The following is a 14,316-nucleotide window of genomic DNA, read 5'->3' as shown; positions in this document are numbered from 1 at the left end:
ATAAGCGATTACCTTACAGGTGTTTCGACACATAATCCGGGATGGATTTGACAGGGAGGCCTGCGCTGAAATAGGAATCCAGCTCATACGCCATAACCTCTAATGGTGCTTTGTCATAGCCATATTCAGCGATTTCATCCAAGTAACGCTGGATGAACCCGAATGCACCTAATAGCTGCCATTGCAGTACATGTACAAGCTCATGAAAGTGCAACGCGAATCGATTTTCGAATCCTCGTTGTATGAAGTACGTGTTTTTATAAGTGATACCGGCAGGCTTCATATTCAAAAACTCGTCGTAGCCGGCTCCGGTCAGCTCATCAAAGTCGGGCTTTGGTATGGAGTCAACCACCACAAAGTAACTGTTCTCCAATACCTCAGCGCCAAAAAAAGCCTGAAATTCAGGCAGTAAAACAGCACAAGAGACCTTCAAATGATCATATTCTTTTAAAGTCCGATCAATCCATTGTTCGATTTTATCAATCATTGTTACCTCAGCTCCTTGTTGCTGTGTGAATTCTGATATGAGGCGGCTTATTTATCTACTGTTATATTTGTCAGGTGCAGACTGCATCTCACTCGATCATTTCTTGGAAGATTATTGATAATGTTATATATTTAGCTCCCCTGTACACCTGTATGAGTACAGTTCAAGGATGAATTGTGACCACTGACAGAAAGCATCTACTTCAGGTATTTCTTTTAGCCTGTTTAATGATCTGCCCACTTGCGGGTGCCTTTGAAAATACAGAGGTACTAAAAGGCGTCGTTGTCTTTGACAACCTGAGCTCTGATACACAAGAAATGTATCGCAGTTACGGCTATAAATTACGTCAAAATAAAATCCCAAGCCGAGCGCCTCATATGCTGGTCTACTATGGCTGTAGCCCGGCGGGTTTGCCTGAGTTAGCTCAGCCAATCATGATATGTGATAACCCTGGCAGGAACTTAATTAAGAATTACGCAGTATTGATTCCGGAGCCTTCACCCAGTGACCAAATCAACTTAGCCCAAGCAGTTTTACCCCAAGACGCCCATGTGGCGGTGATTTACAGCCGACATACTCAACTGCAATATGACATTTTAACAGAGCAAAAGCCCCAAACTCTTGAATTGAATGGCTATAAGAATCACGGTTATTTTAAATTCAGTGACCACCTTAAAAGTATTATCGAACAAAGTGACTATATACTTGCGCTACCGGATGAGACAATTTTTAATCAATTTACAATGCGTGCTTTGATTTTAAATACATATCGAGCAAATAAGCCGGTATTTGGCCCGTCTAAATCGTTTGTGACATCGGGGAGCCTGGCTTCACTGTGCGCAAATGAGTACGGCGTTGCGTTATCAGCGATTGAACTTGCTAACCATATGAATACCAAGACTTACAAGCCTGGAATTTATTTTCCTGAGCATTTAGTTATACAAACCAATAACTTTGTTGCCTCATCTTTTTCGATAAATTTACCTGAACCAGAGATTTTATTATCCAAGGTTATCCAGATGAGAGATCAGGAAGCTGAATATGAGTGATAGAAGCACCCTCTCTATCTTCCAACGCGCGATGTTACTCGGCGTTGTACCTTCAATTATTATCGTGGCGTTACTTGTCTCCTTTTTCATTATGACGCGCTTCGGAGACACCATCACACGCTTCGATGAAAAAGGTTCGTTATTGGCTGCTCAGCTCGCAACCTCTTCAGAGTTACTGATATTCAGCGGTGACGGAAGCTATTTAAACCCGCATGCGGATAATGCTTTGGTCGACCCGGAAGTTCTGTGTATTAAGGTCATCAAAGAGCAATCACAAATTTACAAGCGTGGTGATTGCCGGCAGATAAACCGCCCTAACCTACACGAATATTCTCACGTAATTTACAAACCCGTGTCGTTTAAAGATATTGGGATTCAAGGGAAAAAGCGATCAATGGAAAACCTTGAATTGGGGCGAGTTCTGGTGCTCCTATCAAGTGAACAAATGCAGGCTCAACATAATCAAATTATTCTAAATGGCGTATCTATTGGCTTTACTGCCATTTTACTTGCCATGTTGGTGTCTTGGCGAATAGGACGATCTCTATCCAAGCCTGTTGTAGCACTCAGTGACACGCTAAGTGAAATCGCGTCGGGTAACTTATCCGCGCGTGTGGAAGTCACCACAAAATCAGAACTGGGCCAGCTCCAGAGTAACTTTAATAAGTTAGCAGAAAACCTGGAAGAGCATGAGGTGTCAAGATCGGAAGATTTACGACAAATTAAGCTGGCACAGCGGGAAGCAGAAGCCGCCTCATATGCCAAAAGCCAATTTCTTGCCGTTATGTCTCATGAGCTACGAACCCCTATGAATGGTGTAATGGGAATGCTCCAGCTTCTTCAGAATGCCAACCTGTCTGACGAAGAGAAAGACTTTGTCCATGTGGCTATTAACTCCACCGAGCACTTATTGACAGTGGTCAATGATATTCTGGACTTCTCTCGCATCGAGAGCGGTAAAATGATCGTTGAGTCTGTTTATTTCAGGTTACCGGAGTTGCTTAAAAGTATTCACCAAAGCCTGCTTCCCATCGCGGAAGAAAAGAACTTATCCTTTCTTTTGGAAATTGACCCGGAACTTGATTTATCCGTTCAGTCTGACCCAACAAGATTACGCCAGGTGCTAATTAACTTGATCGGTAATGCGATTAAGTTTACCGAAAGTGGTTTTGTCAAAATTGCCGTACACCCAGAGAGCAAAACAGCAACGGAAGTCGAGATCGTCATAGACATTATTGACACAGGCATAGGCATTCCGAAACGCCAACTGTCACAAATGTTTGAATCCTTCAAACAAGCAGATAACTCTACCTCCCGTAAATACGGAGGCACAGGACTTGGGCTTGCTATCTCAAAGAACCTTCTGCAGCTTATGGGGGGCGATTTAAAAGTTCAGAGCCAGCTCGGTGTGGGTTCAAACTTCTCGTGTTATTTGACACTTCCATACAAGATACAAGCTGCGCATCCGCCATCAAGCACACTGAGTGAGCCTGCGTTGCAGGTTGAGGTTGAAGGTGATCATCATGGCTTGGCTTTGTTGGCCGAAGATAACCCTGTAAATCAAAAAGTTGCTGTCGCCATGCTGAAAAAAATCGGCATTACAGTAGATGTTGCTGAAAACGGATTGAAAGCCGTGAATAAATGTAAGCATAAAGAATACGACATCATTTTTATGGACATCCAAATGCCCATACTTGATGGCTTTCAAGCCACTGAACAGATCAGAGAAACCTCTGCCCTGAATGCGAAAACGCCTATCGTTGCTCTTTCCGCAAATGTATTGGCTGAAGCACACAGCAAAGCAATGGACGTAGGAATGAATGGCTATCTTGCAAAGCCATTTAAAAAGAAGGATCTCGAGAACATTATTACGGAATGGCTAGGCGAGTAAAACACCGCCCAGCCTCATTACTTTAAATTTACCACTAACCTTTTGAGTTAACCCAGAATAAAAAACTCATTATTCAACCGGCGGTTACCTGGAAACAGGCTCCCTCATAGTAACAAATTCTTCGGCACTGGTTGGGTGGATACCGACAGTGGAATCAAGAACGGTTTTAGTAATACCCATCTTCATTGCTGCTGCGAATCCCTGAATGATTTCGCCCGCGTGTTCACCCACCATATGCATTCCCAGTACTTTGTCTGAATCTTTATCGACAATGATTTTCATCAGTGTTCTGGCATCACCGCCGCTAATGGTTTCTTTGAGAGCACGAAATTCTGAAAGGTAAATATCAATGTTTGAGAAGCGTTCATTGGCTTGCTGCTCAGTAATGCCAACGGTTGCAACGTTCGGCTGAGAAAATACAGCAGAAGCAATCAGATCATAATCCATACCCTTTTTAGGCAGTCCTTTAAACTCATTCGCAACAAACTGCATGGCTTCATGAAGTGCAACCGGCGTTAACTGAACTCGATCAATTACATCGCCCAATGCGAAAATGCCTGCTTCCGAGGTTTCAAAGTATTCATTGACTTTGATTGCTCCGTTCTCAGCAAGCTGAACATTCGTGTTCTCAAGACCCAGTTGATCTGTCAGAGGCGACCTGCCCGTTGCAAATACTACAAGGTCCACAGTTAAAGCATCACCCGTTGAGAATTCAACCACATACCCGTCTTCAGTTTTTGTGATTTTTTGTGGCGAGCGGCCTAAGTCGACATCTATTCCGGACTTAGCCACTTCAGTGGTCAAGTGACTGCGTACATCTTCATCAAAACCACGTATCAGTTTGTCACCTCGATAAGAGAGTTTTGTATCCACGCCCAATCCATTTAAGATGCCCGCAAACTCAACCGCAATGTAACCGCCACCGACCACAAGCACTTTTTTCGGAAGCTCTTCCAAAAAGAAAAACTCATTGGAGGTAATACCCTGCTCTGCGCCTTCAATGTCCGGTTTTGAAGGCCAGCCACCTGTCGCAATAAGAATTTTGTCCGCTGTGATTACTTCGCCATTGATAGAGACCTTTCCTGGGCCTTCAATTTTGGCTGCACCATCAAAGGTTGTAACCTCAGAGTTGTCCAGTAATCGCTGATAAATACCATTCAGTCGTGCTATTTCAGTATTCTTATTTTCCCGCAATCTTTGCCAATTAAATTGAGGGACTTCAAAGTCCCAACCAAAATTCTTTGAGGCTTCAGGTGCAGCAACAAACTCAGAAGCATACACAAATAATTTCTTTGGAACACAACCAACATTAACGCATGTCCCACCTAAGTAACGCGATTCTGCTACAGCTACTTTGACGCCTTGGGCAGCAGCCATTCTTGCAGCACGCACACCGCCAGAACCTGCGCCAATAACAAATAAGTCGAAATGAGACATGATGATTACCTGATTATGAATGTCACTGATTAAAAAATAGAAGAGTGATTCCTGAACAGGAATCACTTAAATGATTTGTATAATACCGTTGTTTCGGCTTCACCAAGGTTAATCTTGTTCATAACCTCAAAACCAAAACTTTCGCAGAATCGAACGTACTCTGCATTTGCTACTTCAACGCCAATGCCTGGCTTATTGTAATATTTTTCACAATATTCGAGAGTGACCTTCATAAGAAAATGGCCACAACCATGCTCTCTGAACTTAGGGTGAACCCCCATTAAAGGCAGCACGATACAAGGATGTTGCGGCATGGACGTCACCAGCGTTTGCTGATACTTAATGTAGCGATCTGTGCCATCAAAACCGGCAGTCAACAACATTTTTGCATACCAGATAGGGTTGTGAGTGACGCTCAACTCTTCGTCGGAAGTCCCGATAAACACACAACCGATCAGCTGGTGTTTGTAATACAGGCTCATAACCGTATGGTCGTCATCGAAATAGCTGTGCACCGCTTCACGAATGGTCGCCCTCACTCGTTGGGAGTAACCTGGTTTACCGGCATTGAATAAATAGCGAAAGGTAGGTTCATCTTCATAAATATGCAAAAGAAGTGATTTTAAATCACCAGCAGAGTCCCGTTCTGCTTTTACAAATCGTAGGTCTTCTTCTTTAAATTGTTCGCCCACTCGTTACTTCTCCCTGCTGATGTTCTTTCCATATAAAATTAGCACGCTTATATGGAGCAAACAAACATCTTTGTTTTTATTACGTTTTTATTAGCCATTAAACACAAGTTTTGCATTAATTTTGCCTACATCACGACGATCAATGGACGCCTGCGATACAGTCACATTATGCTTAGATGATAACTCTTCAATAAGTTCCAATAACTTCAAGCCGTTGACATTTTCAAATGTCGCTCTCACTTTATTATCTCTGTCTGGGCTAATCTGCTTTATTGAAATACTCTTACTGCGAGCCAGACGATTGATAATGGACGTGGCTGATCCGCTCGCACGAGCATTAGCACCACCCTTGCCTTTTATTCTCTTTAAATCTGGCTCATAGCCTTTGATCTCAGTCAAAAATTCCACTCTGGACTCGAAGTATTTTTGCTGCTCTGTTTCGAAGTCTAAAATAGGTTTGATCGCCAAGGTATAAATAAAGAACAGACCAAAAAAGCTACTTAAAGCTTTAAGAGCCAGTCGGTCTCGGTTTGATAGTTGATTCCATTGAGCAAACAAAGGATTTAAAAGTGAAGAGCGCGCAGCTTTATCCATCAAAGACATCCGTTAGCCCTCCTTTGCTTGTAAAGTAATACGGCCTTTGAATAAGCCGTTATCATTAGTAACAGAACCCACTGTGACCAAATACCCTGTCTTATCTAAGGCATTTTTCAATTGATCTACTTGTGCAAACGAGTTGGCATGTAGTTCCAATTGCGTCTCACCAGTATTAGAGCGATAAGAAAGTCGTTGAACGTAAGGCCTATCGGATTTGAATGAAGTCAATGCCGAGATAATATCCCCCGTTACTTTTTCAATCGCCAGGGAAGATGATTCTTGCGAACCTGAAGATAACGCCTGTTTGATTCTGGATCTCAGTGCTTTATCGCCCCTGAGTTTCTCAATTCTGGCACCCGGAATTGCTTTTTTCACAGTAGAATAAATATCAGCCTGTAACTGTTGTGCTTTTTGTTGATATTGCCAACCGTTGTACAGAGACAGAGATAACTGAAAACACAGCACCATTACAGCAAAGACAATCGTAGGTACAAATACCGAAACGTAAGTATTGTTCTTTTTCTGAGGTTTAAACTCACCCACAAGCAAGTTTTGTAGAATAGCAGAATCATTAGCAGCGGCACCGGCCAACGCAGCCAAATAAGACTCAATTGAATCCACTCGTTCAGGGTAGAACTCTACAGGTTCGCTTCCTGGTAACGATTGCTCTATTTCTTCTTGAACAACCGAATACTCTTTATCGCAAGCTTTGGTTAAAACCAGTTTAACGTTCAAGGTTGCGGTTTTGTCGTCCGACTGGATGATCTTTTTTAAAGCCCATGATAGCTGCAGTGTGGGAACACAAATGGGTTTTTGGTATTCAGAAGAAATATAGCAGTTAGAGCCATCTAAAATAATAAGCAATTGTTGATTTAGTACGGGCAGAAGTTGCTCAATTGAGAACACCTCACTCACATCCAAATCATGCGTCTGCAAAAAGGAAAGCACACCCGTCAATAATGATTTATCAACCGTTGTGACATTTACCTTGTTATTATGGATTTTATAATCCGAGACCAAAAGTACTTGATCTGGCTCTTGAATGGACAGCTCTTCAACTAAAAATGGCATCGCTTGCTTAAGCTGTCGCGCTTTTTTAGTGGGCGCTTCAACTGATAACATAGACACCGATGAAGGTGGCAACACGGCAATTAAGTTCTCTACCGGGAATTGTATGAGGTGTTCTTTCAGTTCATCAACAGAAACAGAATCCAATTGATTTTGAATTGAACGAGTAACATCGCTCCAACGTACAAAACTGAGCTGTGGTTCACCACCGAACTCATCTTGCGTTAGTTCCTGAATGTTATTCGGTAGGAAAAGGAAGCCTTTTTCTTTCATAATTTTATTAATTTATTGGTAATAATGGCTTAATAGGATTAAAACGTTTACTCATATTTCTTGTGAGTACTTTTGTTCTACCGTCTGTTTCATCACGATATAGTACACTATGCATTTGGACGACGCGATCCCCTAAAGTAATACGGGATTTAAGTAAAAAATAATTAGAATAGACTTGGAAGGAATCCGCTTTTGGAGCCGGGTCTTTAAGGCCTGCAAATGCTGGGTGTGCTAAAAAAGTGGCTACGTCTTTAAACTCGTTATCTTCTTCTGCGCGATCCTTAATCAATTCATCAATATCAGATTCTTTGATGTCCGGGTGAATGGCTAGTAACAACTCTTTCGATGCCAAATTAATGTTCAGTTTTGCCGCATTAGTTGGAAGTGCACTGAGATAAGGATGAATCAGGTCAAAAATCTCAAAATTAACCCCTTCTATTAGCAATAGTTCGTCTGAGTCAGACATATAGAAATTAGCCGTTCTGTAGGCGGGTGTTTTAACCAAATAATCCCCTTCTTCAGAACCCAGCCCTGTACTGGAGTCATCCTCATCAATCCAATCTGCTATGGACTGAGCTATTTCTTGATTTATTGTGACGGTATGAAGTGCAGATACTCTCTGAAAAAGACGATCAAGGTAATCCAACTGCTCTGCAACTACCTTATATTCATTATTTACAAGGTTATTTACATTGTATAATCCTTGTAGGTCCCACAGCTCAACTTCAATCACACCATCGTCCATAGGCAAAACAGCGCCATACTTAACCCATGCATCGTTTGGCCCATCAACTAGACTACCAGACCCGTCCTCTTCAAAGTCCCGAAATAGCATTTCAGACGCAAAAACCTCAGCCCCTTTTGCATATTGAAAAGCTTGCGTTCTAAAAACAAGATTGCCTGTTAATTGAATGTCTAATGTTTGGCGGTGAGAAATGGCAGTAATGATGGTTACAACTAACGCAGTAATAAACAGTACAGAGACAAGCGCCAAACCACTTTGATTAAATTGTTTGTTAATCATATTTGTTCAATCCAGCGGTAAACTCTGTCTGTTTCTGTTTTTATCTCTAAAGAGATGCCGTCTGGTAATTCAGATTTTGTTTGAGGTGTTTGAGACGTTTGATCTGAGTTAGGCCACTCAGAAAGCCATACCTTAGCTTCTGCATCCCAGACTTTGACTTCTGCACTGACGATGCCTTCGAGTAATGTTTGCGTTCGAGGTTCCGTGTCCGCAGCACGATCCAAAACAGGCCAAATTACGCGAATGAGCTTGTCTTCATCCAACTTGTAAGCAACTCGTTGATAATTCGACTTTTTCAATTTTAGAGGATTCGAGATACCGTTTCGTGAGAATTCAACAAAACCATGAATATTATACCCCCCAACTTGTAACGTGGTTAAATGATCCCCAAACTGATCTCTGACTACTCTTGAACCTATTTGCCTGAAATCGTTTTGAATCATTGTCGCGGCTAACTGAAACTGTCTTAGACGTTCTGTTTGGCTTGAAAGACTTTCTTTCGTTCGTATCGTTTGACTCAACAACGTATAACTTGAAATGCCAATTAATGCGGTTATCCCTATTGCTAAGAGAACCTCAAGTAAAGTAAAGCCTTGTTGACTCTTTGATTTAAGTATCGCGAAATTAGATCTAGCCACTGTTTCTTCCTACGAAGCCAGATAAATTGATAATGGAGTGATCCTGGCCAAACAGCCCGCCTTTTTCTGAAACGCTCAACTCAACACGTCTCATATTAACATCTTCTGTCGCCGAAACTTTCTGATTAACCACCCAAGTTTTTTCACCAATTTCTAAATCATAATTGGTGTTTTTTATCGGCAAAAAACCACCCGTAAGAATCAGCTTATTCAGCTCTTGTTCTGCAACAATCAAGGCTTCTGTTTTTAACTCCAAACGTGCGGCATTATTAATATAAATGGATGCTGAGCGGCCCACTGAAACAGCGACCACTGAAAAGATGATGAGAGCAATCATAACCTCAATAAGAGTAAACCCTAGAGTATGGCGCATTGGGTTATTCGTCTTCATCGTAAGGAAGCTCCAGTTCGGGCGCTGCAAACCCGTCAGATTTCAAACGAACCAACCAGTCCGGTTCTTCTTTTTCAAAAAGAGAAAGTTCAAAGGAAGAGCTTTCCCCACTGGAAAGAAATACGATGGTAGGTGTTGTCTTGTCGCTGTCTTCTGGTTTATTTGAGTCTTTATAAACGTCATCCAGCCTCTCGGAGATTGGCGTGCCATCTAACTCAATTAATTCAAACTCAAAGAGGGTCTCCCGAGGTCGGAACATGCGCTGAGACATAGCAGACCAAGTGTTGGCTTCGTAGCCAAAAGATAGAAAGCCATACTCGCCTTCTTTGAAATACCAACCCACTTCCTGGTTATACAAAATGGCTTGCTGTGAGGCTTCCTGAAACAATGCTTGTAGTCGCTGGCCTTCCTCTACAAGATCTCGTTTAACATTACGAGTCCCCATAGAAATGGTAACGGTGCCAAACAAGGCACCGATTAAAACCATTACAACCAGCAGTTCAATTAATGTGAAACCTCGTTGTTTTTGCAGCACTGACTTTTTACTCGTCCCAAACACTTAAATCAGAATTATAATCTTCGCCACCCTCACGGCTGTCAGCGCCTAGTGTATATACATCGAACGGCTTATCTTCAGCAGGGCTCAGATATTGATATGGCGTTCCCCATGGATCTTTAGGAATCTTAGGTAGATAACCGCCTTTCGCCCAGTTCTTTGGCTCAGGAAACCCTGTTGGCTTATTTACCAATGCCTCTAGACCTTGCTCTGTTGTTGGGTAATTGAAGTTATCTAATTTATACAAATCCAGTGCATTAGAGATGGCTTTTAAATCTGCTTTAGCAACAGTGACACGAGCATCATCACTTTTCCCCAAAATATTTGGGGCAACAGCGGCTACCAAGGTAGCGAGAATGACTAAAACCACCAGAATTTCAATAAGTGTAAAGCCTTGGTTACGTTGTATTTTCATTTATAAACGCCTTTTTCCTTAAAATTATAAATATATTTTGTGCTTAGCTGACTAGCGTATTCATATTCATTAACGGCATCATAATTGCCATAACAATGACCATGACAATACCGCCCATAAACAACAACATCAGAGGTTCGAAAAGACCAACAAGCGTGGAGACAAGAGACTCAAGCTCGCGTTCTTGTTGCTCTGCCGTCCTTTTGAGCATACCTTCCAGTTCGCCACTGCTTTCGCCACTGGCGACCATGTAGAGCATTAGAGGTGGAAAGTGACCTGTTTGTTCCAGTGCATTTTTCAAACTTGCACCTTCACGAACTTTGTCAGAAGTTACTGTAATAGCTTCCCGTAACACTCTGTTTTGCATCACTTCCGAGCTAATAGCTAAGGATTCAACCAAAGGTACACCACTGGAAGTTAAGATACTCAATGTACTGGTAAAACGAGAAACGTCTGCGCCTTGAGCAATGCGACTGATTAAGGGTAATTTAAGGTAAAGCTGGTGCGCTTTACGCTCAAAACCTTCACTCCGACTCATTTGAAACTTATAGCCCACAACCAGAAGAACAATAAAGATCAACAAAAAGTGGCCATAAGCCATCAACCAATCACTGACGGCAATCAATCCTGCCGTTAACGGCGGCAGCTCTTGTTTTGAGGTATCAAACACCTCAACAATATCAGGCACGACCGTCGTTAAAAGAAAAACAACAACACCGATGGCGACAAAACTAAGGATAACCGGGTAAATCGCGGCCATTTTGATTTTCCGAACCGCCATCTGCTGACGTTCAACGTAATCAGCAAGGCTTTCAAGCACAGAATCCAAATGCCCTGAGTGCTCACCTGCAGCAACGGTAGACCGGAACAGCTTAGGAAATGCGCCTGGGTATTCACCCAAAGCATTCGCAAGGCTATGACCTTCCAATACTTTGGAGCGAATCGATAGCATCATTGATTTTACAGAAGCCTTTGGGCTTTGGTTGGCCACCGCCTGTAAAACTTCCTCAAGTGGTAAACCCGATTGGATCAGGGTAGCCATTTGCCGAGTAAGCAAAGATAAGTCAGGGGTGGATATATGACCCTTACCACTGAATGAAAGATTAAGACCAGCGCCTTTCGATTTCTCTTTTGCCTGATCCACACTTAGGGGTGTGAACCCTTTGTCTCTCAGGGCCTGCCGTATTTGACGAGCACTATCCCCTTCTAATACGCCTTTTTTTTCTTTGCCTCGCTCATCCAGAGCGACATAGTCAAATGCTGCCATGCTTGTGTTAGCTCCGGATTAATCTTCTCTGGTGACTCGAAGAACTTCTTCGACTGTGGTTATGCCCTGCATTACTTTTTCCATACCATCTTGTCGAATGCTTGGCGATAATTTTCGTGCATGACTGTTCATCGCTTGCTCACCAACGCATGAGTGAATTTGGTTTCTCATTTCGTCGTCCACGTGAATCAACTCATAAATCCCTTGTCTTCCTTTGTAGCCGCCATTGTTACAGTTATCACACCCAACCGGATGATACAGTGTTGGCGCAGGGGCATCTGGGTCTAAGCCCAATAACTTCATGGTGGCTTCATCCGCTACGTACGGTTTCTTGCACTGTTCACACAGCGTCCTAACCAGGCGCTGGGCTAATGCGCCGAGCAAACTGCTTGAAATCAAGAAAGGCTCAACGCCCATATCCTGCAGTCGGGTAACTGCACCTACCGCTGTATTGGTATGAAGTGTCGATAACACTAAGTGACCTGTTAAACTCGCCTGAACAGCAATTTCAGCAGTCTCTTTGTCTCGAATCTCACCAATCATTACAACGTCGGGGTCTTGACGAAGAATCGCACGTAAACCTCGGGCAAAGGTCATGTCTGCTTTGGTATTTACCTGCGTTTGACCTATTCCAGGTAAATTGTATTCAATCGGATCTTCTACGGTAAGAATATTTCGGCTCTGATCATTAATATCAGACAATGATGCATACAAGGTTGTTGTCTTACCCGAGCCAGTCGGCCCGGTAACCAGAATAATGCCGTGCGGTTTGTTCACCAGTTCGGTCATTAATTTGTAGTCTCGATCGATCATCCCCAAGTGCGACAGATCAAGTCTGGTTGCATTTTTGTCCAGCAAACGAAGTACCACTCGCTCACCGTTAGAGGCAGGCATGGTTGATACACGTACGTCCACTTCTCGTCCTGCAATTCTTAATGAGATTCGGCCATCCTGAGGTACTCGTTTCTCTGCAATATCAAGTTTTGCCATGACCTTGATGCGAGAAACCAGAAGAGGCGCAAGCTGTCTCTTAGGCTGTACTATTTCGCGCAGCACACCGTCGATTCGGAATCGAACCGTCAAATTACGCTCAAATGTCTCAATATGAATATCCGAGGCATTTTCTTTAATGGCTTCGGTAAGAATCGCATTGATCAAACGAATGATTGGCGCATCATCTTCTTGCTCAAGAAGATCTTCACTCTCAGGTACGGAGTCGGCCAAAGACTCAAGATTCATATCTTCGCCAATTCCTTCAACCATTTGCATAGCGTCACTGGACTGGGCCTGATATTGACTGGCAATCAAATCCTCGAATTCATCGTCTGTTACTTCAGAAACACTGAACGGGCAATTTAATATGCGTTGTACTTCTGTCAATGCAAATAACGGCGTCTCTTTTTTTACATAAAGAGTCGGTGCATCGGTACTGTTTAACTCAAGAAGAACGCCGTGCTTTTTAGCAAAACCATACGGAAGTCGGTCTTGTTTTGTAATCAAGGCAGGGGTTACATTAGACGACGAAATTGACTGAGGGTTATTCATTCAAGCTATCCGATTACGAACTGATTACCTTTAATATCAAAATTTCAGATTCAAGGTTTCAACTTCTTACAAACAGTACTAAACCTTGAAGAACAATTATGAGACCAACTTGAGGTAACTTTGTTCGAAAATTTGTCACAAAAGAAACTATTATTATTTAATAATTTACATACAATATCGACCGGACTCTAGCAGATGCCTAGATTGATCACAACAGTGTTTGACAGGTATCGTTAACACTGTACAACTTGTATACAGTTGAGGTTATTGGATGCAACCAAAACATATGTCCCTGAAGCAAGAATATCTTGATGATTACTGGAAGCTTCGCGAAAACTACCTGACCAGCCTTAAAGATGACAAAGAACTCAAAAAAGAAAACCGTAAGCGCGTTGCAGTTTATGTGCTTCGAAAGCTTCTGTGGTCTTTTGGTTTTTTTCCGGTTTTCTTAACAGTTTGGGTTCCCCTGCTATTATCCCATTTTAATTTGGTTGTTTTCTCTCAGCAGTTGATAGAGCTTTTCAATGGCTTCCTGAGTCAATCACCTAACTTGCAGGCTGCGACCAGCGAGAGCATCATCATTGCCTGGGCATCTATCGGCTGCATGTTTATGGTCTTCGATCTTGTGCTAACCCCCTATCGTTCTCCATTTCAGGAACAAGCTGACGCTTATATGAAAGCAAGATACATTATGTTCTCTGAAGCAATTGAACAGAATAAAAAGTCTTCCACGGCCGTTCATACCTCTGATCAGGAAGTCGCAGACCACGACATAAGGCCTGTTTATGAATGTGAAGATAATATTGATGAGGAAATGATTGCTTCTTCTCACATCTCGATCGGTGATAAGCCCATCAACCTGAACAAGCACGACCCGCTTGAATCAAAAAAGCAAGCCAATACAGCAGCCGAAGCTCAAGATAAGGCCTAATTGACTAACAAGATAATCTTTAAACGCGTAAGTAGATTGCAGAGAGTAATAGTCA

Annotated in this window: 15 protein-coding genes; 3 read left to right on the top strand and 12 right to left on the bottom strand. The window is 42.5% G+C overall.

The window, feature by feature from the left end:
• Positions 1-13 precede the first annotated feature (13 nt).
• Positions 14-487: a hypothetical protein gene (locus ABD744_RS07475; RefSeq protein ID WP_344797028.1), complete on the bottom strand. Its 474-nt coding sequence runs from the start codon at positions 485-487 to the stop codon at positions 14-16.
• Positions 488-663: 176 nt separating this feature from the next.
• On the opposite strand from ABD744_RS07475, the gene ABD744_RS07470 reads away from it, so the two are divergent.
• Both ABD744_RS07470 and ABD744_RS07465 read left to right on the top strand, forming a co-directional pair.
• Positions 664-1,536: a hypothetical protein gene (locus ABD744_RS07470; protein WP_344797026.1), complete on the top strand. Its 873-nt coding sequence runs from the start codon at positions 664-666 to the stop codon at positions 1,534-1,536.
• Positions 1,529-3,427, top strand: coding sequence for an ATP-binding protein (locus tag ABD744_RS07465; RefSeq protein WP_344797024.1), 1,899 nt, complete (start codon positions 1,529-1,531; stop codon positions 3,425-3,427). The genes ABD744_RS07470 and ABD744_RS07465 overlap by 8 nt, the downstream gene beginning before the upstream one ends.
• Before the next feature lie 84 nt (positions 3,428-3,511).
• Here the strand turns inward: ABD744_RS07465 and gorA are convergent, their stop codons facing one another.
• From gorA to gspE, 11 genes are all read right to left on the bottom strand, one after another.
• Entirely contained in the window at positions 3,512-4,864 is a 1,353-nt protein-coding gene (gene gorA / locus ABD744_RS07460; RefSeq protein ID WP_344797022.1) for a glutathione-disulfide reductase, read from the bottom strand.
• A 62-nt stretch (positions 4,865-4,926) separates the two neighbouring features.
• Positions 4,927-5,556 carry a GNAT family N-acetyltransferase gene (locus tag ABD744_RS07455; RefSeq protein WP_344797020.1) on the bottom strand — a complete coding sequence of 210 codons (630 nt, stop codon included), beginning with the start codon at positions 5,554-5,556 and terminating at the stop codon, positions 4,927-4,929.
• Between the two features lie 90 nt (positions 5,557-5,646).
• Entirely contained in the window at positions 5,647-6,159 is a 513-nt protein-coding gene (gene gspM, locus ABD744_RS07450; protein WP_344797018.1) for a type II secretion system protein GspM, read from the bottom strand.
• A 3-nt stretch (positions 6,160-6,162) separates the two neighbouring features.
• Complete coding sequence (gene gspL / locus ABD744_RS07445; RefSeq protein WP_344797016.1) at positions 6,163-7,494, bottom strand: type II secretion system protein GspL; 1,332 nt, start codon at positions 7,492-7,494, stop codon at positions 6,163-6,165.
• 7 nt (positions 7,495-7,501) lie between these two features.
• On the bottom strand, positions 7,502-8,518 hold the full coding sequence (gspK, locus tag ABD744_RS07440; RefSeq protein ID WP_344797014.1) for a type II secretion system minor pseudopilin GspK: 1,017 nt from the start codon (positions 8,516-8,518) through the stop codon (positions 7,502-7,504).
• Positions 8,515-9,156 (bottom strand): type II secretion system minor pseudopilin GspJ, encoded by a 642-nt coding sequence (gene gspJ / locus ABD744_RS07435; protein WP_344797012.1) that lies wholly within the window; start codon positions 9,154-9,156, stop codon positions 8,515-8,517. Before gspJ ends, gspK begins: the two co-directional genes overlap by 4 nt.
• Positions 9,149-9,547, bottom strand: a complete 399-nt coding sequence (gene gspI / locus ABD744_RS07430) for a type II secretion system minor pseudopilin GspI (RefSeq protein WP_344797010.1) — start codon at positions 9,545-9,547, stop codon at positions 9,149-9,151. Before gspI ends, gspJ begins: the two co-directional genes overlap by 8 nt.
• Positions 9,534-10,082, bottom strand: a complete 549-nt coding sequence (gspH, locus tag ABD744_RS07425) for a type II secretion system minor pseudopilin GspH (RefSeq protein WP_344797008.1) — start codon at positions 10,080-10,082, stop codon at positions 9,534-9,536. Before gspH ends, gspI begins: the two co-directional genes overlap by 14 nt.
• A 7-nt stretch (positions 10,083-10,089) precedes the next feature.
• Positions 10,090-10,518, bottom strand: coding sequence for a type II secretion system major pseudopilin GspG (gene gspG, locus ABD744_RS07420; protein ID WP_344797005.1), 429 nt, complete (start codon positions 10,516-10,518; stop codon positions 10,090-10,092).
• Positions 10,519-10,561: 43 nt separating this feature from the next.
• On the bottom strand, positions 10,562-11,785 hold the full coding sequence (gene gspF, locus ABD744_RS07415) for a type II secretion system inner membrane protein GspF (protein ID WP_344797003.1): 1,224 nt from the start codon (positions 11,783-11,785) through the stop codon (positions 10,562-10,564).
• 18 nt (positions 11,786-11,803) lie between these two features.
• Positions 11,804-13,330: a type II secretion system ATPase GspE gene (gene gspE / locus ABD744_RS07410; protein ID WP_344797001.1), complete on the bottom strand. Its 1,527-nt coding sequence runs from the start codon at positions 13,328-13,330 to the stop codon at positions 11,804-11,806.
• Between the two features lie 271 nt (positions 13,331-13,601).
• Between gspE and ABD744_RS07405 the strand changes: the two genes are divergently transcribed.
• The gene (locus ABD744_RS07405; RefSeq protein WP_344796999.1) at positions 13,602-14,261 is read left to right on the top strand and encodes a hypothetical protein; all 660 of its coding nucleotides are present in this window, start codon (positions 13,602-13,604) and stop codon (positions 14,259-14,261) included.
• Positions 14,262-14,316: the final 55 nt, after the last annotated feature.

The sequence above is a fragment of the Litoribacillus peritrichatus genome, assembly GCF_039537985.1.
Taxonomy (GTDB): domain Bacteria; phylum Pseudomonadota; class Gammaproteobacteria; order Pseudomonadales; family Litoribrevibacteraceae; genus Litoribacillus; species Litoribacillus peritrichatus.
This window is presented reverse-complemented; position numbering and strand designations above follow the sequence as displayed.

Bases quoted from the DNA above. Each gene is read 5' to 3' on its own strand.
- gspG (WP_344797005.1), bottom strand. From the start codon at position 10,518: ATGAAAATACAACGTAACCAAGGCTTTACACTTATTGAAATTCTGGTG.
- gspI (WP_344797010.1), bottom strand. From the start codon at position 9,547: ATGAAGACGAATAACCCAATGCGCCATACTCTAGGGTTTACTCTTATT.
- gspL (WP_344797016.1), bottom strand. From the start codon at position 7,494: ATGAAAGAAAAAGGCTTCCTTTTCCTACCGAATAACATTCAGGAACTA.
- ABD744_RS07405 (WP_344796999.1), top strand. From the start codon at position 13,602: ATGCAACCAAAACATATGTCCCTGAAGCAAGAATATCTTGATGATTAC.
- ABD744_RS07465 (WP_344797024.1), top strand. From the start codon at position 1,529: ATGAGTGATAGAAGCACCCTCTCTATCTTCCAACGCGCGATGTTACTC.
- gspE (WP_344797001.1), bottom strand. From the start codon at position 13,330: ATGAATAACCCTCAGTCAATTTCGTCGTCTAATGTAACCCCTGCCTTG.
- gspK (WP_344797014.1), bottom strand. From the start codon at position 8,518: ATGATTAACAAACAATTTAATCAAAGTGGTTTGGCGCTTGTCTCTGTA.
- ABD744_RS07475 (WP_344797028.1), bottom strand. From the start codon at position 487: ATGATTGATAAAATCGAACAATGGATTGATCGGACTTTAAAAGAATAT.
- gspF (WP_344797003.1), bottom strand. From the start codon at position 11,785: ATGGCAGCATTTGACTATGTCGCTCTGGATGAGCGAGGCAAAGAAAAA.
- gspM (WP_344797018.1), bottom strand. From the start codon at position 6,159: ATGTCTTTGATGGATAAAGCTGCGCGCTCTTCACTTTTAAATCCTTTG.
- gorA (WP_344797022.1), bottom strand. From the start codon at position 4,864: ATGTCTCATTTCGACTTATTTGTTATTGGCGCAGGTTCTGGCGGTGTG.